Origin of the sequence: Mesorhizobium sp. WSM4906 (genome assembly GCF_029674625.1) — a bacterium.
Lineage (GTDB): Bacteria > Pseudomonadota > Alphaproteobacteria > Rhizobiales > Rhizobiaceae > Mesorhizobium.
In genome coordinates this window covers 473,861-497,403 of the sequence record NZ_CP121355.1, presented here as the reverse complement: position 1 = coordinate 497,403, position 23,543 = coordinate 473,861, and the positions used below count along the sequence as shown (strand labels likewise).

General features: G+C 65.3%; 19 protein-coding genes. 14 read left to right on the top strand and 5 right to left on the bottom strand.

What is annotated here, in order from left to right; genetic code table 11:
• Window positions 1–101 precede the first annotated feature (101 nt).
• Window positions 102–1,376, bottom strand: coding sequence for an extracellular solute-binding protein (locus QAZ22_RS02225; RefSeq protein WP_278205359.1), 1,275 nt, complete (start codon window positions 1,374–1,376; stop codon window positions 102–104).
• A 238-nt stretch (window positions 1,377–1,614) separates the two neighbouring features.
• Complete coding sequence (locus QAZ22_RS02220; protein WP_278205358.1) at window positions 1,615–2,532, bottom strand: AraC family transcriptional regulator; 918 nt, start codon at window positions 2,530–2,532, stop codon at window positions 1,615–1,617.
• A 235-nt stretch (window positions 2,533–2,767) separates the two neighbouring features.
• Between QAZ22_RS02220 and QAZ22_RS02215 the strand changes: the two genes are divergently transcribed.
• Window positions 2,768–4,171, top strand: a complete 1,404-nt coding sequence (locus tag QAZ22_RS02215; RefSeq protein WP_278205357.1) for an MATE family efflux transporter — start codon at window positions 2,768–2,770, stop codon at window positions 4,169–4,171.
• 146 nt (window positions 4,172–4,317) lie between these two features.
• Here the strand turns inward: QAZ22_RS02215 and speB are convergent, their stop codons facing one another.
• Window positions 4,318–5,373: an agmatinase gene (speB, locus tag QAZ22_RS02210; RefSeq protein WP_278205355.1), complete on the bottom strand. Its 1,056-nt coding sequence runs from the start codon at window positions 5,371–5,373 to the stop codon at window positions 4,318–4,320.
• A gap of 245 nt (window positions 5,374–5,618) precedes the next feature.
• On the opposite strand from speB, the gene pncB reads away from it, so the two are divergent.
• The 7 genes from pncB to QAZ22_RS02175 all read left to right on the top strand — a co-directional run bounded on the left by pncB (window position 5,619) and on the right by QAZ22_RS02175 (window position 13,577).
• Complete coding sequence (pncB, locus tag QAZ22_RS02205; protein WP_278205353.1) at window positions 5,619–6,923, top strand: nicotinate phosphoribosyltransferase; 1,305 nt, start codon at window positions 5,619–5,621, stop codon at window positions 6,921–6,923.
• A 207-nt stretch (window positions 6,924–7,130) separates the two neighbouring features.
• Window positions 7,131–8,570 carry a hypothetical protein gene (locus tag QAZ22_RS02200; protein WP_278205352.1) on the top strand — a complete coding sequence of 480 codons (1,440 nt, stop codon included), beginning with the start codon at window positions 7,131–7,133 and terminating at the stop codon, window positions 8,568–8,570.
• Between the two features lie 201 nt (window positions 8,571–8,771).
• Window positions 8,772–10,076: an ABC transporter substrate-binding protein gene (locus QAZ22_RS02195; protein WP_278205351.1), complete on the top strand. Its 1,305-nt coding sequence runs from the start codon at window positions 8,772–8,774 to the stop codon at window positions 10,074–10,076.
• 214 nt (window positions 10,077–10,290) lie between these two features.
• Window positions 10,291–11,172, top strand: coding sequence for a branched-chain amino acid ABC transporter permease (locus tag QAZ22_RS02190; RefSeq protein ID WP_278205349.1), 882 nt, complete (start codon window positions 10,291–10,293; stop codon window positions 11,170–11,172).
• The gene (locus QAZ22_RS02185; RefSeq protein ID WP_278205348.1) at window positions 11,169–12,131 is read left to right on the top strand and encodes a branched-chain amino acid ABC transporter permease; all 963 of its coding nucleotides are present in this window, start codon (window positions 11,169–11,171) and stop codon (window positions 12,129–12,131) included. The genes QAZ22_RS02190 and QAZ22_RS02185 overlap by 4 nt, the downstream gene beginning before the upstream one ends.
• On the top strand, window positions 12,128–12,856 hold the full coding sequence (locus QAZ22_RS02180; RefSeq protein ID WP_278205347.1) for an ABC transporter ATP-binding protein: 729 nt from the start codon (window positions 12,128–12,130) through the stop codon (window positions 12,854–12,856). The genes QAZ22_RS02185 and QAZ22_RS02180 overlap by 4 nt, the downstream gene beginning before the upstream one ends.
• On the top strand, window positions 12,849–13,577 hold the full coding sequence (locus QAZ22_RS02175) for an ABC transporter ATP-binding protein (RefSeq protein ID WP_278205346.1): 729 nt from the start codon (window positions 12,849–12,851) through the stop codon (window positions 13,575–13,577). The genes QAZ22_RS02180 and QAZ22_RS02175 overlap by 8 nt, the downstream gene beginning before the upstream one ends.
• 181 nt (window positions 13,578–13,758) lie before the next feature.
• Here QAZ22_RS02175 and QAZ22_RS02170 read toward each other — a convergent pair whose 3' ends face one another.
• Window positions 13,759–15,180 (bottom strand): sodium:proton antiporter, encoded by a 1,422-nt coding sequence (locus QAZ22_RS02170; RefSeq protein ID WP_278205345.1) that lies wholly within the window; start codon window positions 15,178–15,180, stop codon window positions 13,759–13,761.
• 244 nt (window positions 15,181–15,424) lie between these two features.
• On the bottom strand, window positions 15,425–16,039 hold the full coding sequence (gene pncA, locus QAZ22_RS02165; protein WP_278205344.1) for a bifunctional nicotinamidase/pyrazinamidase: 615 nt from the start codon (window positions 16,037–16,039) through the stop codon (window positions 15,425–15,427).
• Between the two features lie 233 nt (window positions 16,040–16,272).
• Between pncA and QAZ22_RS02160 the strand changes: the two genes are divergently transcribed.
• The 6 genes from QAZ22_RS02160 to QAZ22_RS02135 are packed head-to-tail and all read left to right on the top strand — an operon-like array spanning window position 16,273 to window position 23,529.
• Window positions 16,273–17,130: a xanthine dehydrogenase family protein subunit M gene (locus QAZ22_RS02160; RefSeq protein WP_278205343.1), complete on the top strand. Its 858-nt coding sequence runs from the start codon at window positions 16,273–16,275 to the stop codon at window positions 17,128–17,130.
• Window positions 17,127–20,075 (top strand): molybdopterin-dependent oxidoreductase, encoded by a 2,949-nt coding sequence (locus tag QAZ22_RS02155; protein ID WP_278205342.1) that lies wholly within the window; start codon window positions 17,127–17,129, stop codon window positions 20,073–20,075. The genes QAZ22_RS02160 and QAZ22_RS02155 overlap by 4 nt, the downstream gene beginning before the upstream one ends.
• Entirely contained in the window at window positions 20,072–21,616 is a 1,545-nt protein-coding gene (locus tag QAZ22_RS02150) for a 6-hydroxynicotinate reductase (RefSeq protein WP_278205341.1), read from the top strand. The genes QAZ22_RS02155 and QAZ22_RS02150 overlap by 4 nt, the downstream gene beginning before the upstream one ends.
• Complete coding sequence (locus QAZ22_RS02145) at window positions 21,613–22,494, top strand: UPF0280 family protein (RefSeq protein WP_278205339.1); 882 nt, start codon at window positions 21,613–21,615, stop codon at window positions 22,492–22,494. The genes QAZ22_RS02150 and QAZ22_RS02145 overlap by 4 nt, the downstream gene beginning before the upstream one ends.
• Window positions 22,487–23,071 (top strand): amino acid synthesis family protein, encoded by a 585-nt coding sequence (locus tag QAZ22_RS02140; RefSeq protein ID WP_278205338.1) that lies wholly within the window; start codon window positions 22,487–22,489, stop codon window positions 23,069–23,071. Before QAZ22_RS02145 ends, QAZ22_RS02140 begins: the two co-directional genes overlap by 8 nt.
• Window positions 23,068–23,529, top strand: a complete 462-nt coding sequence (locus QAZ22_RS02135; RefSeq protein ID WP_278207768.1) for a MarR family transcriptional regulator — start codon at window positions 23,068–23,070, stop codon at window positions 23,527–23,529. Before QAZ22_RS02140 ends, QAZ22_RS02135 begins: the two co-directional genes overlap by 4 nt.
• Window positions 23,530–23,543 lie beyond the last annotated feature (14 nt).

The following is a 23,543-nucleotide window of genomic DNA, read 5'->3' as shown; positions in this document are numbered from 1 at the left end:
GGGTATCGCGGATGCATCAGGAATCGCTGGCGTGAACCCGTGGCGCACGGGGTCCCGGCATTCCGACGAATGCCGGTGACCGCGCGCCACGGGCGGGAGGATTACTTCTTCTTCACCAGCTCGTCGGCATAGGCCTCGAGCTCGTCGAGACCGCCCTTGATGTCGGTGCGGGTGCCGGTGACCAGCTCCTCGAGGATGATGCCCCAGCGGTCGCCGAGATCGGGCCAGCGCGGATCCTGCCAGAAGTTCACCGCCGTGACCTTGCCGGTGTCGGCCAGCGCCTGGCCGAGATCGGCGCCGTAGATGTCGGCGAATTCCTTGCTGGAGAGGATGCTGGTGCGGTTGAGCTCGCCGAACTGGTGCGCGTCGAGCCTGCGCTTCTCGTTCTCTTTCGACGTCGCCCAGGCGATGAACAGGCCGGCGCACTTCTTCGAAGCGTCGTCCGGATTGGCCTTGGTGCCGATGGCGAGGCCGTGACCGTAGCCACCGCCAGGCAGCGGCGAAGGCGGCGGCAGGAAGCCGACCTTGCCGACCACCTGCGAGGTCTTCGGATCGACCGCCATGCCCGACAGCGGCGTCGATTCGACGAGGATGGCGACCTGGCCGGAGAGGAAGGCGCCGGTCGATTCATCCCAGCTGCCGGTCTGCGTGCCGGGAGCCGAGTCCTTGAACAGCTTGAGATAAGTCTCGGTCGCCTTCACAGCCGCGTCCGAATTGAAAGCCGGCTTGTCGCCGTCGAACCATTTGCCGCCATAGGCTTTGAAGAAAGGCATCCAGCGCCAGACATTGGCGCCCGAGCCGCGCGCGCCGCGCAGCGCGATGCCGTACATGCCCTTGTCCGGATCGTTCAGCTTCGCCACGTCGGCGATGAGTTCATCGAGCGTCTTCGGCGGCTGGATGCCGGCGGCCTCCAGCACGTCCTTGCGGTAGACCATCAGGTCGCCGCCGCCGGTCAGCGGCGCGAACCAGACCTTGCCGTCATAGGTTGCCACCTTCTGGCGGCCCGGGTCGAAGTCGGCGAAGTCGTACTCGGCCGGATAATAATCGGCCAGCGGCGCGATCCAGCCGGACGAGGCGAACAGCGCGACATTGGCCTCGTCGACATAGTAGACGTTGTAGTTGCCGACCGTGGAGGCGTCGGCGCGCGACTTGGCGCGGCGGTCATTCTCGTTGAGGTAATCGATCTGGAAGCCGGCGCCGGAGAGCTTCTTGAACTCGTCCTTGGAGTCCTCCAGAAGCGTAAGCCCGTCGCGCGGCTGCGCCAGCACCTTGACCGGTGCCGAGCAGACCGGCGCCTGCGCGAGTGCCGCGGTGGATACGGAAGCGGTAAGCACGAACGCTGCGCCGAGGCTGGCAGCGAGCCGATTTGATTTCATTGATTTTTCTCCTCCAGGAACATTCGCGGGAAGCGGAGGTCCTCGGGCCAGGCGATCTTCACCGTCGCCCGGGCGACCTGCCACCCGTCGCCAAAATGAGGAGTTGGACGGGACGAGGCTAGAAGCCTTGTTGCGGCAAACCTGTACTTTTATGCATTGTGCGGCGCAAAAAATGGCACAAGCAGAGTCTGTCTGTCACATGAGTATCAGTCGTTGGGAGTAGCTGGTTTCAAGCTGGTCAGGCCCGCAGTGTCAGCCGCTGCCGCGACAGCTTGCGGTAGGATGACGGCGTCATCTTGTGCTTGCGCAGGAAGGCGCGGTTGAAGTTGGAGATGTTCATGTAACCGACCTGGAAACAGATGTCGGTGATCGGGATGTCGGTATCGGCGAGCAGCTTGCAGGCTTGCCAAAGTCTCAGCTTGGCAACGTGGTCGCTGAAGCTGTTACCGGTGTTTTTCTGGAAGAAGCGCGAAAACGTGCTTTCGCTCATCCCTGCAAGTGCTGCCACTTCCGGCAGCTTCAAATCTTCGGCGAAGTGCTGGAAAAGATAGGTCAGCGTACGCTGGATGATGTCCAGCGAGGCGGCGTCGAGCACCGGCGAGAAATCCGGTGACGACAAAAGCTCGTATTCATCGGTCTTGGCCAGCAAATCCACCAGTTCGAGGAACAACCGGAAGCGGGTGAGCCCGTGCACGGTGCCCATCCGCTCCATCAGCGCGGCGCCGTCGATCGCGGTGCGGCCATGGAAGGCCATGCCGCGCAGCGAGCGCTCCAGGAACGGCTCCAGCTCGCGCAACTCCGGCAGCAGCTCCGCCGAGCCGCGCAGCCGCTCCGGGTCGAACTGCAGCACGATATCGCGGCCCTCGATCAACTCGCCTGGCTGCACCGCCGTCACCCAGTCATGCGGCAGCCCGCCGCCGACGATTGTCAGATAGCCTGGCCCGAACTCGCCGATATGGTCGCCGACCAGCACCACGCCTGACGATTTCCTGAGCAGATGGATCTCGTATTCGGGGTGAAAATTCCAGACGTTGCGTTCCCACGGATAGTCGTCCAGCCGCCACAGGAAGCTCTCGCTCGCCTCGGTGACGATGTGCTCGAAGGCGGGCACAGTTCGCGGGATCGCGGCCGTGTTCTTTCTGCGCCTGAACGGCATCCCATTCCTCCCGGCATCTCTCGCCGGCTGTGTGTCTTCGGACATCCGTAGCAGCCCCCGGCCGGCAAGTGAACGTGCCGCCGGTCCGGCCTGCTGGATCAATGACTGGCCGCGCCTCCTCCCTTGCCAATATGTCGCATTTCGTTCACAAGACGGCGCAAACGGCGCCATTTTGCGCCGTTGCGTGCGGCTTCCGGGATTGGTCCCGACGCGCCGCGATCTGAAAGAGCGGAAAATGTCTGCGATCGAAGCCGGCGCTCGCGCGCCGGAAAATCTTTGGCGTCAGGAAATCAGGGCGACGCTGGCGCTCGCCTGGCCGATGGTGCTCACCAATCTCGGCCAGACCGCCATGACCGCGACCGACGTCATGATGATGGGCCGTTTGGGGCCCGACACGCTGGCCGCCGGTGCGCTCGGTTCCAACCTCTATTTCATGCCGCTGATCTTCGGTCTCGGCCTGATGCTGGCGACCTCGCCGATGATGGCGACCGAGCTCGGCCGTCGCCGCCATTCCGTGCGCGACCTGCGTCGCACCGTGCGCCAGGGCCTATGGCTTGCGGTCCTCGTCTCGATCCCGATCTGGCTGTTCCTCTGGCACGGCGAGGAAGTGCTTTTGGCCATGGGCCAGAAGCCGGACCTCGCGCATCAGGCCGGCATTTACCTGCACTGGCTGCAATGGGCGGTGCTGCCCTTCTATGGCTATATCGTACTGCGTTCCTTCATCTCGGCGCTGGAGCGGCCGGGCTGGGCGCTGATCATCGTGTTCGTGGCCGTGGCCTGCAACGCCTTCTTCAACTGGGTGTTCATGTTCGGCAATCTCGGCGTGTCGGCCATGGGCATCGCCGGATCGGGCCTCGCCACGTCGCTTTCCAGTACTCTTATGTTTGCCGGCTTGGCGGCCGTGGTGCTGCTGGAGAAGAAGTTCCGTCGCTATCGCCTGTTCGGCCGCTTCTGGCGCTCCGACTGGCCGCGCTTTCGCGGCCTGCTCAGGCTCGGCCTGCCGATCGCCGGCATCCTCGCCTTCGAGGTGACGATCTTCAACGCGGCGGCGCTGCTGATGGGCCTTATCGACGCGGATTCGCTGGCTGCTCATGCGATTGCCATCCAGATTGCCTCGATCTCCTTCATGGTGCCGCTCGGCCTCAACCAGGCGGTCACGGTGCGTGTCGGCCTTGCGCATGGCGCCGGCAATCCGGAAGGCGTCTCGCGCGCCGGCTGGACCGCCTTTGTCATCGGCGTCTCCTTCATGGCGCTGATGGGGCTGGTGATGATCCTCTGGCCGCATCTTCTGATCAGCGCCTTCATCGATCTTGCCGATCCGGGCAACGCCAGGGTGATCACGCTTGCCGTGTCGTTCCTGGTGTTCGCCGCGCTGTTCCAGATTTTCGACGGCGCGCAGGCGGTCGCCGCCGGCATGCTGCGCGGCCTGCACGACACCAAGGTGCCGATGATCTACGCTGCCATCGGCTATTGGGGCGTCGGTCTGCCGCTCGGCGTGCTGCTTGCCTTCCATTTCGGCTTCAACGGCGTCGGCATTTGGATCGGCCTGGCGTCCGGGCTGGCCGTGGTGGCGGCGCTTCTGCTCGCGCGCTGGGTGCGGCGCGACCGCATCGCGCCGGCGCTGTCGTTCAGTCATTGAGCAAAAGGCCGCCGGTTAGAGCAATTCCAGGAAAAGTGTGAAGCGGTTTTCCTCCCGGAATTGCGTGAAAACAAAAAGATAGAGCGGTTCGCCGTTTCCGTGAAACGGTGAACCGGTCTAGCCGGCGGCCGCGTTGTATGCCTGCCTCAGCCCTTCTTGATCGCCGGACTGAACACCATCAGGCTCAGAATCTCGAACAGGACCTGCGCCCCGACATGGGCGGTGTTGGTGGTCGCGTCATATTGCGGCGCCACCTCGACGACGTCGCCGCCGACGATGTTGAGGCCTTTCAGGCCGCGCAGCAGCTCGAGCACCTCGCGCGTCGTCAGTCCGCCGACTTCCGGCGTGCCGGTGCCCGGCGCGAAGGCCGGATCGATGCTGTCGACGTCGAAGGAGATGTAGGTCGGGCCGTCGCCGACGATTTTCCGCGCCTTCTCGATGATGGCTGGGATGCCGAGGCCGGTCACCTCCTCGGCATGGACCACCGTCATGCCGGATTCGTAGGTGAACTCCCACAGATATTCGGCCGAACCGCGAATGCCGATCTGGATGGTGCGGGTGGGATCGAGCACGCCGTCCAGCACCGCGTTGCGGAACGGTCCGCCGTGGTGGAACTTGGTCATGTCGAACAGCCCGCTTGTGTCGCAATGGGCGTCGATATGGATCATGCCTACCGGCGCCTTTTTGCCGACGGCCTTCAGGATCGGATGGCTGATCGAGTGGTCGCCGCCGACCGAAAGCGGCAGCACGCCGGCGTCGACGATCTGGTTGGTGCGGCGCTCGATGTCCTCGTGGCTGATTTCCAGCCGGTAGCGGCTGCGGAACGGCGTGTCGCCGATGTCGGCGACGCGCAGCTCGTGCGTCGGCGCGCATTCCAGCACGTGATTGTAGGGGCCGATGCGCTCGATGGCGCGCAGCGCTCGTGGCCCGAAGCGCGCGCCGGGACGGTTGGTGACGCCGAGATCCATCGGCACGCCGATCATCGCCACCTGCAGGTCGCCGAAATCCGGATTGTCGGCGGCCACCTGCCGGTAGGGCGCCGCAAGGAAGGTCGGGATGCCGGAATAAGGGGCGAGGCGCGTGCCGCTCTTCGAAAAGATCTTGTCGGCGACCTTGCGGAATTTCGGGTCGAACATCTCGCCGCCATGGCTCTCGCCATATTTGCGGCGCAACGCTTCAAGCTTGCCGCGATCGTAGCCCATGTCCGGATACTCCTGTCTCTTGTCTGGCGGAAGTGTCCGGTAGCCTATCCGAAAAATCAATCGCGTTCGGATCGCGACACTTGCCGCAGGCCGCTTCTTTTTGTCGGGCCAGCTTGCAAAGCGGGCAGCGCTTGCAAAAATTCAATGCTATGAGGCAGTCGGCTTAAAACGAAGGCCGGAAGAATGTCGCCTGAAGCGGTTTCGGCGCGACCCTTTCGGAGCAAGCAGCGAAGGCGGCAGCAAGTATGGCAAAGACCGATATAGCGCGGCGCGTCTACAACCACACCTGGAAGCTCGACCCGATCGTCCGCAGCCTGCTGGACACCGATTTCTACAAGCTTCTGATGCTGCAGATGATCTGGGGCATGTACCCCAAGGTCGACGCCACTTTCACGCTGATCAACCGCACCTCTTCGGTGCGCCTGGCCGACGAGATCGACGAAGGCGAATTGCGCGAGCAGCTCGACCACGCCCGCACCTTGCGTTTCACCAAGAAGGAAATGATCTGGCTGGGCGGCAACACCTTTTATGGCCGCAAGCAGATCTTCGAGCCGGAATTCCTGGCATGGCTGGAGGATTTCCGGCTGCCCGACTACGAGCTCACCAAGCGCGACGGCCAGTACGAACTGTCCTTCCCCGGTCCCTGGATGTACACCACGCTCTGGGAGATCCCGGCTTTAGCCATCATCAACGAGTTGCGCTCGCGCGCCGCGCTGCGCTCCTTCGGCCCGTTCGCGCTCGACGTGCTCTACGCCCGCGCCAAGGCCAAGATGTGGGACAAGACCGAGCGGCTGAAAGCGCTGCCCGGCATCCGCATTTCCGATTTCGGTACGCGCCGCCGCCACTCTTTCCTGTGGCAGCGCTGGTGCGTCGAGGCGCTGAAGGAAGGCATCGGCGACGCCTTCACCGGCACCTCCAACGTGCTTCTGGCCATGGACAACGACCTCGAGGCGCTCGGCACCAACGCGCATGAACTGCCGATGGTGTTCGCGGCACTCGCCAATTCCGAGGAAGAGCTGCGGCAGGCGCCTTACAAGGTGCTGCAGGACTGGCAGCGCTACTATGGCGGCAATCTCTTGATCGTGCTGCCCGACACCTTCGGCACCGCTGCGTTCCTGCGCGATGCGCCGGACTGGATCGCCGACTGGACCGGCTTTCGCCCCGACAGCGCGCCGCCGATCGAAGGCGGCGAGAAGATCCTCTCCTGGTGGCGCGAGAAGGGCAAGGACCCGAAGCAGAAGCTGCTCATCTTCTCCGACGGGCTCGAGGTCGAGACCATCGAGGAGGCCTATCGTCACTTCAGGGGCAAGGTGCGCATGTCCTTCGGCTGGGGCACCAACCTCACCAACGATTTCGAAGGCTGCGCGCCGACCGAGACCAAGAGCCTCGACGCCATCTCGCTGGTCTGCAAGGTCAGCGAGGCCAATGGCCGCCCGGCTGTGAAGCTCTCCGACAACCCGGCCAAGGCCACGGGGGACGAGAAGGAGATCAAACGCTATTTGCGCATCTTCGGCGAGAAGGGGCGGGTGGAGCAGTTGGTGAAGGTGTGAGAAAAAACGGTGGCTTCTGCTGATCCGGCTTCGTTCTGCATGACGGCGAGCCTGGATAAGTCGAGTTCCTTCGCGCCCCCCTCTGTCCTGCCGGACATCTCCCCCACAAGGGGGGAGATTGAGCCCTCTTCATCGCTTTCGCCAATCTCCAACGTTGCAAGAAAAGCGCCGGCGCCGAAACCGCCAATCTCCCCCCAAGTGGGGGAGATGTCCGGCAGGACAGAGGGGGGCGCCGTAGAGCGCCTACCTTGGGGGTTAGCCTTAGCAGCCACCATCCTCGCCCTCCACCCCACCGCCGCCTTCGCCCATGCCTCCGACCGCGGCCACGTGCTGCTTCTTCCGACGGGCTACTATATCGCCGGCGGCGCTCTTGCCGTGGCCGTCAGCTTCCTAGCGCTGGCGCTGCTGCCGCCCGCTGCCCTCGACCGCTTCTGGCGCAAGCGCCTATCCCTGTTCGCCTTCGGCGACGGTCCGCGCACCATCGTCAGCCTATTTTCCTTTGCCGGCTTCGCCCTGCTGATCGCCGCCGGCCTGTTCGGCAGCCGCGACCCACTGTCCAACCCGCTGCCGCTCGTCGTCTGGACGCTGCTCTGGGCCGGCTTCACGCTGCTGCACGGAATCTTCGGCGATCTCTGGTCTTGGCTCAATCCGTGGTACGGACCTTGGCGCGTCGTGAGCCGGCTTGCCGGCAAACGCGGGAGCGAAACCTGGCCCTCGCGCCTGCCGCGATGGCTCGGCTTCTGGCCGGCCTTCGTGCTGTTCTTCGCCTTCGCCTGGTTCGAGCTGATTGACCCGGCGCCCGACGATCCCGCGCGATTGGCTGCGGCCGCCGGCCTCTACTGGCTGATCAGCTTCCTCGCCATGCTCCTTTTCGGCTACGGCGACTGGAACCGGCGCGGCGAATTCCTGAGCGTCTTCTTCTCGATGGTCGCCCGTTTCGCACTTTTCGAGCGTAGCGAAGGCCGGCTGAGGCTCTGCTGGCCCGGAGCGAAACTGCTCTCTGCCGAGCCGTTGCCGCCAAGCGGAACGGTCTTCCTCTTGCTTGCGCTGTCCTCCGTATCCTTCGACGGCCTGTCGAAGACCTTCTTCTGGCTGGGCCTGTTCGGCATCAATCCGCTGGAATTTCCGGGCCGCACCGCACTGATCGGCATCGGCAGCCTCGGCCTCGTGCTCTCCTTCGTCCTGCTTGCGGCCGTGTTCGCCCTTGTCATCTTTCTCGGCCAGCGTCTTGCCGGCGACGAACATTCATTCCGGGAAACTGCCGGCCTGCTGGTGTGGTCGATCGTGCCGATCGCGCTCGCCTACCACATCGCGCATTACCTGACGGTGCTGCTCGTCGACGGCCAGTACGCGCTGGTCGCCTCGTCCGATCCCTTCGCGCTCGGCTGGAACCTGTTCGGCACCGCCGATAGGATGGTCGAGGCGGGCGTCGTCGCCGGCGCCGAGTCGGCCTGGTGGCTGTGGAACCTGCAGGCCGGCGTCATCATCGCCGGCCATGTGCTCGCTGTCCTGGTTGCACATGGCCTTGCCTGGCGTCTTCACCCGCAACCGTCGCGAGCCGCGCTGAGCCAGTTCCCGCTGACGCTTCTGATGATCGCCTACACGATATTCGGTCTATGGCTGCTTGCCACGCCGACGGCGGGATGAGACAAGGGCGCCTCTTGCTACGCAACTCCGGACGGAAGCCGCTACACACTTTTCCTGGAATTGCTTGCCGTCGGGGAAGCTCGCTTGCCACGTCATGGCTTTGGTGATTTAGTTTGTACACATGCAATTTTCGCGTCCTCCGAGCGAGGAGGATCGAGCCGCCTTATCGCTGGTCAAAACTGAAAAAACAGGGGAACGGACATGGCTGACAAGAACGGATTTTTCGACCTCTCCAAGACCACGCTTTCGCGCCGCGCCGCGCTGAAGGGCATGGCCGCCGGCGCCGGCCTGGCACTGGCGCCCGGCTTCGTCCGCTACAGCCAGGCGCAGAGCTCGGCGCCGATCAAGATCGGCTTCCAGTCGCACCGCACCGGCATCGGCGCCGCCTATGGCCGCTGGTACGAGAAGACGAGCGCCGCCGCCGTCAAGGCGATCAACGACGCCGGCGGCATCGGCGGCCGCAAGGTCGAGTTGGTCATCGAGGACGACGGCACCGATCCTGCCCGCGGCGCCGAGGTGGTCGGCAAGTTCGCCAAGCAGCATAAGACCGACATCGTCTTCGGCACGCTGTTCTCGCACGTCGTGATCGGCTCGGCGCCGGCCGCCGGCGAGAACAAGATCCCCTATTTCGTCGTCAGCGAAGGCCACCACGTCGCTTCGACCAAGCTCAACCGCTACGTCTTCCAGCCCGGCATCACCGACGTGAAGAGCCAGATCCAGGCGATGGCGCCGTGGATCGCGGCCAACGCCGGCAAGAAGGTGACGCAGATCTTCCCCGATTTCGCCTTCGGCTACGACCATCGCGACTACCTGCCGCCGGCGCTGAAGGCGCAAGGCGCCGACGTGATCGCGCAGATCGCCATTCCGCCGACGGAGTCGTCCTTCACCAAATACTTCCCCCAGATCCCGGCCGAGACGGAAGTCATCTACCATGTCATGGTCGGCCCGGCCGTGCTTACTTTCGTCAAGGAGCTCGGTGAGTTCTATGGCTCGCAAAGGCCACAGCTTTTCGGCTTCATCGACTCGCTCGAAGCCGTCGACATCAACAGTCCCGGCCTCGAATTCCTCGACGGCAGCCATTTCTGGGAAGGCTCGCCGCGCTATGCGCAGCCTGACGATTCAGCCGCCCAGAAAGCCTATCGCGCCGCCGTCGGCATCGACGATAACGGCGCCGCTGTCGGCGACCCCAAGGACGTCTCCACCGCCGCCCACATGTTCGGCTGCTGGGAGACGCTCTACGTCGTCAAGAAGGCGATGGAGGATGCCGGCTACAAGGGACCGGAAGACCGCGCCAAGCTGGTCGAGGCGACCGAGGCGCTGAAGGAATTTGCCGAAGGCCCGGAACATCCGCAAGGCCCCAAGACGTTCAACGGCAAGATCCACCAGTGCTTTGGCATCCAGAACATCTCCAAGGTCGAAGGCGGCAGGTTGAATGTCGTCCACAAGACCAAGATCGAGGACGGCCTCTACGAGCCGGAAGGGGACTACACGACGCAGGCGCTTTAGGCTTGGCCATCCTGACGAGCGTGGCCGCCAAGCCACCCCCCTTTGTCCTACCGGACATCTCCCCCTCAAGGGGGGAGATCGGATTTCGCCGCGGGTTTCGCCAACCACCAACGACGGCAGATGGTCGCCTTCGCAGGAACTGCCAATCTCCCCACTTGAGGGGGAGATGCCCGGCAGGGCAGAGGGGGGTGCCTCGCGCATCCGTACGCGTGTAATGCACTTCGGACCCCATCTCCTGCTCGCCGCCCTCGAAGGCCTCGTCACCTCGGCCGTATTGGCGCTGACTGCGCTTGGCCTGTCACTGGTGTTCGGCGTCATGCGCATCGTCAACGTCGCCCATGGCGAGTTCTTCATGTTGGGCGCGGTCCTTGCCTGGGCGATCTCGACCGCGATCTCCGGCCATCCGGCGATCGGCTTCGTCGCAGCGCTGGTGATCGCGCCCTTGCTGGTCGGACTGGTCGCGTTTCTTTCTGAATGGCTGGTGTTGCGTCGGCTGAACTACAATCCCGAAAGCACCATCGTCGCCACCATCGGCATGCTTTACATCATCCAGCAGCTTGCGCTGACCTTCTACGGACCGGAAGCGCGCCCCGTGGAACCGCCCTTCAGCTACCGCATTCTTTTGCCGTGGTTCGGCTATTCCGGCTACAAGCTCTCGGTGGTCGCGGCCTCCGCCGCTCTGCTGGTGATCACCTGGCTGGTGCTGACACGGACCAAGATCGGCCTGATCATGCGCGCCACGCAATATGACCGCGAGACGGCCCAGGCCTTCGGCATCCCGGTCGAGCGCGTCTATGCCGGCGTCTTCGCCGTCGGCGCCATGCTGGCGGCGATCGCCGCCGTGCTGATCGTGCCGATCAGCCAGGCGCATTACCTGATGGGGCAGGACCCGCTCCTGTTGTCCTTCATCGTCGTCATCATCGGCGGGCTGGGATCGCTGCGCGGCACCGTCGTCGCCGCCATCCTGATCGGCCTCTCCGACGGCATCGTCTCGATGTTCTTCTCGCCGACTTTGGCCAAGATCATCGCCACGCTGGTGGTCGCCATGGTGCTGGTGTTCCGGCCGCAGGGCCTGTTCGGGACCACCCAGCGATGAGGGATGCTTCCCCGGCAAAGACCTACGCGCTGCATATCGGCGTCATCGCGCTTCTGTTCGTGCTGAACTTCATCCTGCCCGACTACCATCAGGGGCTTTTCGCCCGCATCATGGCGTTGGCCGTCTTCGCCATGGGCTACAATCTGCTCTTTGGCTATGTCGGCCTGCTCAGCCTCGGCCATGCGATGTTCTTTTCGGCCGGCCTCTATGGCGCCGGGCTCACCGTCTATCATCTCGGCTGGGGTGTGCCGGAAGCTTTCCTTGTCGGCATCGTCTGCGGCGCCCTGCTCGCCCTGGTCATCGGCCTGCTGGCGCTGCGCACTTCAGGTGTGGCCTTCATGATCGTCACCATGATGTTCGCGCAGGTTTTCTATCTGCTCATCCTCTATTTCGCCGCCTGGACCGGCGGCGACCAGGGCCTGGTCGTTCAGCAGGCGTCGCGCACGCTCAACCTCGGCGGCGCGTCGCTCGACTTGACCAATCCGACCGTGCGCTACATGAGCGCTCTGGCGCTGTTCTCGGTCGTGCTGTTCATCACGCTTGCCGTCGTCCGCTCCCGCTTCGGCCGCGTGCTGGTCGCCATTCGCGAGAATGAGGAACGCACCAGGATGCTGGGCTACGACACGGTCGCCAACAAGCTCGCCGCCGTCGTTGCCTCCGGCGCCATTTGCGCCGCATCTGGTGCCGCCTATGCGCTGCTGTTCGGCTATGTCGGATCGAGCTTCGCATCGGTGCAGTATTCGATCCTGCCGCTGCTCTGGGTGCTGCTCGGCGGCGCCGCGACCACGCTCGGGCCGCTCGTCGGCACGCTGTTCATGTATTATGTCACCGACATCACCAGCGGCTTCACCTCCGCCTATCTGCTGATCGTCGGCGTGGCGCTCATCCTGCTGGTGCTGTTCTTCCCAAAGGGGATTCTGGGCAGCATCCGCCAGCATTGGCTGGGGTGGCTGCCATGACGCCGCTGCTCACCACCAAGGGCCTGTCGCGTCATTTCGGCGGCCTGCGCGCCGTCGACGGCGTCGATTTCGCGCTGATCCCGGGCGAGATCCGCGCCATCATCGGCCCCAACGGCGCCGGCAAGACTACCTTCGTCAGCCTGCTCAGCGGCCGCATCCGGCCGTCGGCCGGCATGATCGTCTTCGATGGCGCCGATATCACGACCATGCCGGCTTACAAAAGGGTTCGCCTCGGCGTCGCCTACACCTTCCAGATCACCAGCGTCTTCGCCAATCTCACGGCATTCGACAATGTCGCGCTGCCGGTGCAGCGCACGCTGACCGACGGCCGCTCGAGGGGACAGGTGAGGGCCGGCGTCATGGCGGCGCTGGGGCGCACCGGCCTCGCCGACCGGGCAGGCACGCTGGCCGCGCACCTTTCCTACGGCCATCAGCGTCTGCTCGAAGTGGCCATGGGCTTGGCGCTGAAGCCGCGCCTGCTGATCCTCGACGAGCCGACGCAAGGCCTGGCCGACAGCGAGATCGACAATTTCACCGCGCTGGTACGCGAGATCGCCAAGGACGCTACGGTGCTGCTTATCGAGCACAACATGCCGGTGGTCATGCAGCTTGCCGACCGCATCACCGTCTTCAATTCGGGAAAGATCCTCGCCGAAGGCACGCCGGAACAGATCCGCGCCAACGCCGAGGTGCAAGACGCCTATCTCGGAGCGACCCATGGCTGATCCGCTCGTGGTCGATCGAAGCCTGCTCGCCATTTCCGGCCTCGACTGCTTTTATGGCGAGGTGCAGGTGCTCTACGGGCTCGACCTCGTGCTGAACAAGGGCGAGGTGCTTTGCCTGTTCGGCCGCAACGGCGCCGGCAAGACGACGACGCTGAAGGCGATCATGGGGCTGGTGCCGGCGGCGGCCGGCTCGATCGCGCTGGATGGCAAGGAATTGACCGGCCTCGCCGCGCATGACGTGCCGAAGGCCGGCGTCGCCTATGTGCCGCAGGGCAGGCGATTGTTTGCCGACATGACGGTGGCGGAAAACATCGAGATCGGCTTGATGGCGCGGGGCAGGGACAAGCAGACGCGCGAGAACGTCCTCGACCTCTTCCCGCTGCTGCGAGAGCGGCTGAAGCAGCGCTCAGGCACGCTTTCGGGCGGCGAGCAGCAGATGCTGGCGATGGCGCGCGCGCTCTGCCTCGAGCCGCAGGTGCTGTTGCTCGACGAGCCGACCGAAGGGTTGATGCCGTCGATGATCGCCAGGATCCGCGAGACGGTGGCGAAGCTGCGCGACCTCGGCGTTTCAACCATCCTGGTCGAGCAGCGCGTCGACGCCGTCCTTTCGGTCGCCGACCGCGTCTCATTCATCGAGAATGGCCGCAACCGCGAGACGGTCGATGTCGAGGAATTGCGCGCCGACCCGTCAGCGGTGCGGCGATATGTGGGGGTTGGGTGACGAGAGGAAGGTCGGGTTCACCAGCCGGACGTTGGCGCTGCCCCTCACCCTTACCCTCTCCCGTGAAGGACGGGGAGAGGAGGGCGCTGGCGCTGGAGCTTGTCCCTTCTCCCCGTCCTTCACGGGGAGAAGGTGCCGGCAGGCGGATGAGGGGCAGCGCCGACGCGGATAGTGCTTCGCTTCACCCGAAGAACAAAAATCCCGCGATCAAAAAAGTCGGGATCAGCACCAGGCCCGACCATGCCATGTAGCCGAAGAAGCCCGGCATCTTGAAGCCGCGATGCCTGGCGATGGCAAAGACCATGAAGTTCGGCGCGTTGCCGATATAGGTATTGGCGCCCATGAACACGGCGCCCGCCGAGATCGCGGCGAGCGTCGAGGCGGCCTCCGTCATCAGGTGCTTCGCATCGCCGCCGGCAAGCTCGAAGAACACCAGATAGGTCGGCGCGTTGTCGAGGAAGGACGACAGCGCGCCGGTCAGCCAGAAATAGGCGAGGTCGTTGGGCTGGCCGTCGGCCGAGGTGACCAGCGCGACCAGCGGCGCCATCGCGCCGTCGTGCCCGGCCCTCAGCATGGCGACGACCGGCACGATGCAGATGAAGATGCCGGCAAAGAGTTTCGCCACTTCGGCGATGGGGCCCCAACTGAACCCGTTCGCTTCGCGGTGGCTCTTGTACGAGACTTTGAGCGACAAAAAGGCCAGCGCCAGGATGATGGCGTCGCGCACCAGGTTCTGCAGTTCCAGGCCGACGCCGAAGACGGAAAGGCTCACGCCGGGCTTCCAGCTCGCCGAAAGCAGAATCGCGCCGATCACGCCGGCAAGCAGCGGCAGGTTGGCCAGCCCGCGCAGGCGCACCTTCGTGTCCGGCGTCGGGTCCTTGATTTTCGGCATGCCGGCCTCGCGGCGATGCAGGACGATGTCGAGCATGAGGAAGATGAGCAGCACCAGTCCCCCGACGAACAGCGTGTCGGGCAGGATGTGTATCGTCGTCCAGAAAAAATCGACGCCGCGCAGGAAGCCGACAAACAGCGGCGGGTCGCCGAGCGGCGTCAGCGAGCCGCCGATATTGGACACCAGGAAGATGAAGAAGATCACCACATGGGCGTTGAACGGCCGGTTGTCGTTGGCGCGCAGGATCGGCCGGATCAGGATCATCGAGGCGCCGGTGGTTCCGATGATCGAGGCAAGGATCGCGCCGATGAGCAGCAGGCCGGCATTGACCAGCGGCGTGCCGTGTATGTTGCCGGCAACGAGGATGCCGCCGGAAATGGTGAACAGCGCGAACAACAAGATGATAAAGGAGAGATACTCGGTGAGCAGCGTGTGCAGCACCGCTTCACCAGCCGCCGGAATGCCGAAGGCGACCGCCAGCGGAACCACGACAAAAGTCGCCCAGGCGGCGGTGATCTTGCCATAGTGGTGCTCCCACACATGCGGGAAAAGCAGCGGCCCGGTCGCGATCGACAAAAGCAGGCCCGTAAAAGGCAGCGCCCACCAGAGCGACATCGCGGCGCCGGGCAATTCGTGGATTTCGGCGGCCAGTGCCTGCGCTGGAAGCAGCAGCGCCATGGCAAGCGAAACGAATGCGAAAAACCCCCTCATCCGGCCGTCGCGCGCCTTTCCCTTCTCCCCTTGTGGGAGAAGATGGATCGGCACGCAGCGCCGAGACGGATGAGGGGTGCCCCAGCGGAGTGAGACGCTGGCGTTCCCTGGAACACCCCTCATCCGTCGCCTTCGGCGACACCTTCTCCCACAAGGGGAGAAGGGGGAGCCCGCATCCCGGCGCAGCAAACTGGCGACATCCTCGCCCCACGCGGAAGGTATCCTCGCCTGCCCCACCGGCGGATCAGTCCGCCAAATGGTCTTCGAGCGTCACGCCGGCCTCGCGCATGAGCGCGATCATCGTGTCGAGCGAGCCGTTGAGGTCGATGCCGCGGCACGCGTCGAGCCGCACGGTCGTCCTGAAGCCCTGCTTTACTGCGTCGAGCGCCGAATAGGCGACGCAGTAATCGGTGGCGAGCCCAACCAGCGTGACGGCATCGATGCCGCGTTCCTTGAGATAGCCGGCGAGGCCGGTCGGCGTCGTATGATCGTTCTCGAAGAAGGCCGAATAGGAGTCGATGGCCGTGCGGAAACCCTTGCGGATTACCAGTTCCGCCTTGGTCCATGCTAGGCCCGAATGGAAATCGGAACCGAGGCTGCCCTGGATGCAGTGATCCGGCCAAAGCGTCTGCGGCCCGTAGGGCATCTCGATCGATTCGAAGGGCTGCTTGCCGGGATGGCTGGAAGCGAAGCTCGAATGGCCGGCGGGATGCCAGTCCTGCGTCAGCACGACATGCTCGGTCCGCCGGATCAGGTCGTTGACCAGCGGCACGATCTCGTCGCCGCCGGAAACCGCCAGCGCGCCGCCGGGGCAAAAATCGTTCTGCAGATCGATGACGATGAGCGCTTCGTCGGCCATGGGCTCCCCTTCGGTTCGGCTCGGGCTCCAATCAGATGCCGCTGACGCGACCGGAGGCAGACCCTCGACCAGATGGCTGGCTGCGTCAACCTCTACAGGCATAACAAAGCCGTGGCGAGAGCCTCCGCTTTGACAATTGCGGCGAAGTTGATATCATTTGCATACGAATGAATTTGCCCACGCTCGGCGCCGGCAGGTTCCCTCGGAAAGGCCCCTTTTCGGGAAGGCAAGGCGTGATCCGTTACGCGAAACCCACCACGGTCGACGAGGCGCTCGCTCTTCTTGGCGAGGACCGCTGGCGCATTCTTGCCGGCGGCACGGATTTCTATCCGGCGCAGGGCGCCAAACCTTTGCGCGACAATGTCCTCGATATCAATAGCCTGGCCGCGCTGCGCGGCATCGTCGAGACGGACGATCATTGGCGGATCGGCGCCCGCACTACCTGGACCGACATCGTGCGCCACCCGCTGCCGGCGGCGTTCGATGCGCTGAAGGCGGCCGCGCGCGAAGTCGGCTCCGTTCAGATCCAGAATGTCGCGTCCGTCGCCGGCAATCTCTGCAATGCCTCGCCCGCCGCCGATGGCGTGCCGGCGCTGCTGGTGCTCGAGGCGGAAGTCGAATTGCGCTCGGCGAAGGCGACCCGCCATCTGCCGCTCGGCGAATTCATCCTTGGCAATCGCCGCACGGCGCTGCGGCCCGGCGAGATGGTCACCGCCATCCGTGTCCCGAAGCCTTCCGCCGCCGGCGCGTCGGCCTTCGTCAAGCTCGGCGCGCGGCGCTATCTCGTCATCTCGATCGCCATGGCGGCAGCTCGCCTCGTGATCGCGGACGGCGCGGTCGCCGATGCGGCGATCGCCGTCGGCGCCTGCTCGGCCGTTGCCCGCCGTCTTGCCGGCGTCGAGACGGTCCTTCGCGGCCAACCCGCGACAGCCGCGCTTGCCGATGCAGTGCTGTCCGCGCCGATCGACGAACTGTCGCCAATCGGTGACGTGCGCGGCAGCGCCGAATATCGGCAGGGTGCGGGGCGCGAGATCGTTGCGCGTGCCGTGCGCGCCGCCGTCGGCCTCGGCGAAAGCAAGGTGGCGGCATGAGCATGGCCCAGCCCGGCATGGTCCAGCCTGCTATGCAGCGCGCCGACATCGCCTTCGAAGTCAACGGCGCCGCCGTCAGCGTCTCGGTGCCGCCGGTGCGGCGGCTGTCGCAGGTTCTGCGCGACGAATTGCGGCTGACGGGCACCAAGGTCGGCTGCGATGCCGGCGATTGCGGCGCCTGCACGGTGCTGCTCGACGGCGATCCCGTCTGCGCCTGTTTGGTGCCGGCGGCCTCCGTCTCCGGAGCGTCCGTCACCACGGTCGAGGGCCTCGCCAACGGCAGGCTGTCCGCCCTGCAGGCCTCGTTCCTGGAGCACGGCGCCGCGCAGTGCGGTATCTGCACGCCGGGCCTGCTGGTGGCGGCCACTGCGCTTCTGGAGCGCAACCCGACGCCGAGCGAGGCCGAGACGCAGGATGCGCTGGGCGGCGTGCTCTGCCGCTGCACCGGGTACAGAAAGATCATCGCCGCGGTGATGGATGCTGCGAGCTTCGATGGCGAACCGCCGAAGGTCAGCGCCGCCCCTCATCCGCCTGCCGGCACCTTCTCCCCGTATAGTGACGGGGAGAAGGGAAGCGCTCCAGCGCTGACGCTCCCCTCTCCCCGTCCTTCACGGGGAGAGGGTAAGGGTGAGGGGCAGCGCCAACCTTGCCGGCTGGACCGAGATCTTGATTATCGCTCGCCCGACGTCGGCCACGCTGTCGGCGCCTCGCCGATCCGCCTCGACGGCGTGCCGAAGGTCACCGGCGGCGAAAGATTTGGCGGCGACAGCTTCCCGGCCGATGCGCTTGCCGTGCTTGTGGTTCGCTCGCCGCACTATCATGCCCGCTTCAGCTTCGGTGACCTGTGGGCATGGGCGGACGCGCATCCCGGCATCGCCGGTGTCTTCACCGCCGCCGATGTTCCGGGCAAGAACTGCTTCGGCGTCATCGGGCCCTTTGCCGACCAGCCGGCGCTTGCCGAGGGCTTCGCGCGCTTCCGTGGCGAGGCGGTGGCGCTGGTGGCGGGCGAGCGCGAGGCGATCCTCGATCTCGACCTGACGGATTTCCCCATCGCCTGGACGGAGCTGCCGCATCTGCTGCATCCACGCGAGGCGAGGGCCGACGGCGCTGCGCTGATCCACAAGCACCGCCCGGCAAACCTGCTCACCTCCGGCTATGTCGAACGCGGCGATCCAGACGGCGCGCTCGCCGGCGCCGCCGTGACCGCGTCCGGCACCATTGAAACCTCCTTCGTCGAGCACGCTTATATCGAGCCCGAAGCCGGCTATGCTTACATGGACGGTGACACGCTCGTTGTCGTCGCCTGTACCCAGGCTCCCTATATGGACCGCGATGACACGGCCAAGGTGCTCGGCCTGCCAGTCGACAAGGTGCGCATCGTGCCGACCGCCACGGGTGGTGGCTTCGGCTCGAAACTCGACGTCTCGCTGCAGCCCCTCATCGGCCTTGTGGCGATGAAGACTGGCCGGCCGGCGGCGCTCGCCTACACGCGCAACGAATCGATGATGTCGACCACCAAGCGCCATCCCGCCGAGATGCAGGCGACCATCGGCGCCGATGCCGAAGGCCGCGTCACCGGCATGGTGTTCTCCGGCGATTTCAATACCGGCGCTTACGCCAGCTGGGGCCCGACGGTCGCCAACCGCGTGCCGGTGCACGCCTCCGGCCCCTATCTGACGCCGAACTACCGGGCGACGGGTTACGCGATCCACACCAACGGCCCGATCGCCGGCGCCTTCCGCGGCTTCGGCGTGCCGCAGGCGACGATCATGCAGGAGACGCTCTATGACGAGCTCGCCGGCAAGCTGGGCATGGACCGACTTGATTTTCGCTTGAAGAACTGTCTTCGGAACGGCTCCGAAACGGTCACCGGTCAGCGATTGGAGTCGGGCGTCGGCATTGGCGAATGCCTGGAAGCGCTCCAACCGCACTGGTCGCGCGCGCTTGCCGAAGCGGAAGCCTTCAATGCGACCAACACGGCAAGCAAACGCGGCGTCGGCGTCGCCTCCTGCTGGTATGGCTGCGGCAACACCTCGCTGCCCAATCCATCGACCATCAAGGTCGGCATCTCGGGCTCCGGTGAGGTCATCCTGCACCAGGGCGCGGTCGACATCGGCCAGGGCTCCAACACGGTCATCACCCAGATCTGCGCCGACGCGCTCGGCCTGCCGCTGGAGAAATTCCGGCTGAAGAGCGCCGACACCGCCATCACGCCCGACGCCGGCAAAACATCTGCCTCGCGCCAGACTTTTGTGACCGGCAAGGCCGCCGAAAAGGCAGGCCGCGCGCTGCGCGAAAAGATCCTGCGCTTTGCCAATGTGTCCGATCAGGCGACGATCGCGCTCGATGGCGCGAATATCTCCATCCACGAAGGCGACGCGGCGCGGCGGGTCGATCTGTCGGCGCTGAAGGCCGATGCCGACGGCTTGGTGTTCGTAGCAGAAGAAACCTATGACCCGCCGACGCTGCCGCTCGACGCTAGAGGGCAGGGCAAGCCTTATGCCGTCTATGGCTATGGCGCGCAGATCGCCGAGCTCGAGGTCGATCTCAGGCTGGGCACCGTCAAGCTGATCAAGATCACGGCCGCGCATGACGTCGGCAAGGCGATCAACCCGATGCTGGTCGAGGGCCAGATCGAGGGCGGCATCGCGCAGGGCATCGGCATGGCGCTGATGGAGGAATACATCCCCGGCCGCACCGAGAACCTGCATGACTATCTGATCCCCACCATCGGCGACGTGCCGCCGATCGAGCACATTCTGGTCGAGATTCCGGATCCGGAAGGACCTTTCGGCGCCAAGGGTCTGGGCGAGCATGTGCTGATCCCGACGGCGCCGGCGATCCTCAACGCCATCCGCCATGCCACAGGCGTCTTGATCACCAAGGTGCCGGCGACGCCGAGCCGCATCCTGGCGGCGATCCTTGAAAAGGAGGCGCGCCTATGAGCGAGCTTGCCGAACGTTTCGAAACCCATGATCCCGGCGAGAAGCAGGTGGCGGAAAAAATCCGCTGCGATGCCTGCCCGGTCATGTGCTACATCGCCGACGGCCGCACCGGCGCCTGCGATCGCTACGGCAATGTCGGCGGTCGCATCGTGCGCATGGACCCGCTGACCATCCTCGACCACGCGGCCGAGGCCGGCGGCGCGGTCGTGCCATTCATCGCCGAGGGCGAGGAGTGGGACGGCGAACTGGTCAACACCGGGCGCCGCTTCGTCACCGCGATCGGCGCCGGCACCACCTATCCCGACTACAAGCCGGCGCCCTTCATCGTCAGCCAGGAGGTCGAGGGCGTCGATCTCGTCACCGTCGTCACCGAAGGCATCTTCTCCTACTGCGGCGTCAAGGTGAAGATCGACACCGATCGCCACATCGGCGACGAGACGGCGACCGTGCGTTCGGAAGGCGAGGCGATCGGCCATGTGACGACGGGCGAGTACGGCTCGCAGATGCTGTCGCTCGGTGGCGTCCATCATCTGACCGGCGGCTCGAAGGCGGAGGGCCGCGCCACCTGCGATGCGCTGCTCAATCTCTGCAACAGGAAGCCCGTCGAGCTCACCATCGATGGCGGCGCCACCGTCATCGTCGAGGCCGGCAAGGCGCCGGTCATCGACGGCAAGGTCGAGCATCGCATGCGCGTCGGCTGCGGCTCGGCCACCATCGGCATGTTCGCCACGCAATGGCGCGGGCTGGTCGACGAGGTGGTGGTGGTCGACGACCACATCACCGGCGTCGTCTCCGAGCACCAGGCCGGCAAGGTGCTCGGCTGGGAAGATACGGGGATAAAAATCATCGGTCGCCGCTCGACCCCCGGCCGCTATTTCAAGGTGTCGGAGCCAGGTCTCGGCTGGGGCGGCACCACGATCTCCGATCCGCTGTCGATCCTTGGCGACTGGAACGCCAAAAAAGGTGCCCGTCCCGGCCTGTCGCTCATGATGGTGTCGACCACCGGCGAGCAGTTCGCCTATTACGAGCTCGACGAGCAGCTGAGGCCGGTCGAAAAGCCGTTCCCGGAACGGCTGCAGAAATCCGTCGGCCTGATCGAGGACAATTGCGAGCCGGCGCTATGCACCGTGCTCTTCATCGGCGGCGCCGGCGGCTCGTTGCGCGCCGGCGTCACCGAGAACCCGGTCAACCTCACCCGCTCGGTGCAGGGCCTGAAAACCTATGTGACGGTGGGCGGCGCGCCGGTCTATGTCTGGCCGGGCGGCGGCATCACACTGATGGTCGACGTCACCCGTGTGCCGGAAGGCGCCTTCGGCTATGTACCGACGCCGGCGCTGGTCGCCCCCATCGAGTTCACCATGCGCCGCGACGACTATGTCCGGCTCGGCGGCTATGAAAGCGAGATCCGCAGCGTCGAGGACGTCCTCGCCAAGGGCGGCGAATACCTCAATCCGCGCCGTGGCGCCGGCGCGCCTGCCGGCAATCCCTGGCCGCCGCTGGCGCAGTTGCGCCGCGGCCGGGCCAACGGAGCCGAGGGATGAACGGCCCGCAGGCGCATTGGCTCGCCGACGGCCGGCGGCTCCATCTCAATCATGGGCCGATAGACCTGATCGTCGAAGCCTTCGGCGAGGCGGGTGAACGCCGCGCCGCCTATTCCCAGGCTGTCGAACGCTTCCAGACGATCTTGAACGAGCTGGTGGAAGAACTTCCCGAGTTGCGCCGTCCGGCGTCCCTGCGGCCGCGTACTTTCGCCGGCCCGACGGCGCAGCGTATGGAGGTGGCTGTTTCGCTGTTGGCGGAAAGCTTCATCACGCCGATGGCCGCCGTTGCCGGTTCCGTAGCCGACGAAGTTCTCGGCTCGTTGCTTGCCGGACGCCGGCTCGATCGCGCTTATGTCAACAATGGCGGCGACAGCGCCATCTATCTTGGCAGGGGCCAGTCGATGGTGCTGGCGATCGCCGGCACCGGCCATGGCATGGCCGACCGCATCACCATCCGCGCCGAAGACGGCGTGCGCGGCGTCGCCACCAGCGGCTGGCGCGGCCGCTCCTTTTCGCTGGGCATCGCCGATGCCGTCACCGTGCTCGCGCGGAGCGGTGCCGAGGCGGACGCTGCGGCGACGCTGATTGCCAACGCCGTCGACCTGCCTTTCCATCCGGCAATCCATCGTGTGTCCGCGCGCGATCTCGCGCCCGACAGCGATCTCGGCGATCGGCTGGTGACGCAAGGCGTTGGTGCGCTTGCACCTGGCGAGGTGGCGCAGGCGCTGGACAATGGCCTTGCCGTCGCCGAGGATTTTCGCCGGCGCGGCCTGATTGCCGCAGCGGCGCTGTTCCTGGCGGGCCAGTCCCGTATCAGTGGTTCCGTGGCGCTGGCCGCGCCCAACAAGCATAATGCGAAGGAAACTGCCCATGCCTGACTTTCCGATCCGTAAGGTCGCGGTTCTGACCGAAGAGATTTTTCATGACGGCGGCCCTGTGGCCAAAGAGCCGCGCCGCCGCGCTGCCGCTCTCGCAGTGGTCAAGAACCCGTTCGCCGGCCGCTATGTCGAGGACCTGCAAGGCGCGATGGAGGACCTGAAGCCGCTTGGGCTCCTGCTTTCCGACAAGCTGATCGCGGCACTTGGCGGCGACGTGAAAAAGATCGACGGCTACGGCAAGGGCGCCATCGTCGGCACGGCCGGCGAGCTCGAGCACGGCGCGCTGTGGCATGTGCCGGGCGGCTATGCCATGCGCGAGCGCCTCGGCGACGCCAAGGCCATCGTGCCCTCGGCCAAGAAGGTCGGCGCCTTCGGCGCGCGGCTCGACGTGCCGCTCGGCCACATCAACGCCGCCTATGTGCGCAGCCATTTCGATGCCATGGAGGTCGGCGTCAGCGACGGGCCGCGCCCCGACGAGATCCTGTTCTGCCTCGCCATGACTTGCGGTCCGCGCGTTCATAACCGCATGGGCGGCCTCGCGGCAGAGGACATCAAGGCATGGGACGGCCTGAGATGAGCGGTGAGGACAATCTGCTGCGCCTGGTCGAAGGCGAAGAACCGGACGAAAACAACTACCATCTGCAGGACCAGGTCGGCTTCATCCTGCGCAAGGCGCATCAGCGTCATGTCGCGATCTTCGCCTCGCACATCGCCGATCTGACGCCGCCGCAATTCGCTGCCTTGGCCAAGCTTTACGATATCGGTGAGACCTCGCAGAACCAGCTGGGTGCCTTGATCGCCATGGACGCCGCCACCGTGAAGGGCGTCATCGACCGGCTGAAGGCGCGCGGGCTGGTCGAGCTTTCCAAGCACGAGGTCGACAAGCGGCGGCTGCTGGTCAATCTGACGCCGGAAGGCCGCGAGGCGATCGAGCGGCTGATCCCGCTCGCCCGCACGATCACCGAGGAGACCCTTGCGCCGCTGACAGCCAAGGAGGCCGCGACCTTCCTGCGGCTGCTGGCGAAGCTGGCTTAAAGCGTCGTCGCTCG

Excerpts from the sequence above, each read along its gene's own strand:
- QAZ22_RS02170 (WP_278205345.1), bottom strand. The coding sequence starts at position 15,180 with ATGAGGGGGTTTTTCGCATTCGTTTCGCTTGCCATGGCGCTGCTGCTT.
- QAZ22_RS02175 (WP_278205346.1), top strand. The coding sequence starts at position 12,849 with ATGGCTGATCCGCTCGTGGTCGATCGAAGCCTGCTCGCCATTTCCGGC.
- speB (WP_278205355.1), bottom strand. The coding sequence starts at position 5,373 with ATGGGCTACGATCGCGGCAAGCTTGAAGCGTTGCGCCGCAAATATGGC.
- QAZ22_RS02145 (WP_278205339.1), top strand. The coding sequence starts at position 21,613 with ATGAACGGCCCGCAGGCGCATTGGCTCGCCGACGGCCGGCGGCTCCAT.
- pncA (WP_278205344.1), bottom strand. The coding sequence starts at position 16,039 with ATGGCCGACGAAGCGCTCATCGTCATCGATCTGCAGAACGATTTTTGC.
- QAZ22_RS02185 (WP_278205348.1), top strand. The coding sequence starts at position 11,169 with ATGAGGGATGCTTCCCCGGCAAAGACCTACGCGCTGCATATCGGCGTC.
- QAZ22_RS02155 (WP_278205342.1), top strand. The coding sequence starts at position 17,127 with ATGAGCATGGCCCAGCCCGGCATGGTCCAGCCTGCTATGCAGCGCGCC.
- QAZ22_RS02150 (WP_278205341.1), top strand. The coding sequence starts at position 20,072 with ATGAGCGAGCTTGCCGAACGTTTCGAAACCCATGATCCCGGCGAGAAG.
- QAZ22_RS02190 (WP_278205349.1), top strand. The coding sequence starts at position 10,291 with ATGCACTTCGGACCCCATCTCCTGCTCGCCGCCCTCGAAGGCCTCGTC.
- QAZ22_RS02195 (WP_278205351.1), top strand. The coding sequence starts at position 8,772 with ATGGCTGACAAGAACGGATTTTTCGACCTCTCCAAGACCACGCTTTCG.
- QAZ22_RS02180 (WP_278205347.1), top strand. The coding sequence starts at position 12,128 with ATGACGCCGCTGCTCACCACCAAGGGCCTGTCGCGTCATTTCGGCGGC.
- QAZ22_RS02135 (WP_278207768.1), top strand. The coding sequence starts at position 23,068 with ATGAGCGGTGAGGACAATCTGCTGCGCCTGGTCGAAGGCGAAGAACCG.
- QAZ22_RS02220 (WP_278205358.1), bottom strand. The coding sequence starts at position 2,532 with ATGCCGTTCAGGCGCAGAAAGAACACGGCCGCGATCCCGCGAACTGTG.
- QAZ22_RS02140 (WP_278205338.1), top strand. The coding sequence starts at position 22,487 with ATGCCTGACTTTCCGATCCGTAAGGTCGCGGTTCTGACCGAAGAGATT.
- pncB (WP_278205353.1), top strand. The coding sequence starts at position 5,619 with ATGGCAAAGACCGATATAGCGCGGCGCGTCTACAACCACACCTGGAAG.
- QAZ22_RS02200 (WP_278205352.1), top strand. The coding sequence starts at position 7,131 with ATGTCCGGCAGGACAGAGGGGGGCGCCGTAGAGCGCCTACCTTGGGGG.
- QAZ22_RS02215 (WP_278205357.1), top strand. The coding sequence starts at position 2,768 with ATGTCTGCGATCGAAGCCGGCGCTCGCGCGCCGGAAAATCTTTGGCGT.
- QAZ22_RS02225 (WP_278205359.1), bottom strand. The coding sequence starts at position 1,376 with ATGAAATCAAATCGGCTCGCTGCCAGCCTCGGCGCAGCGTTCGTGCTT.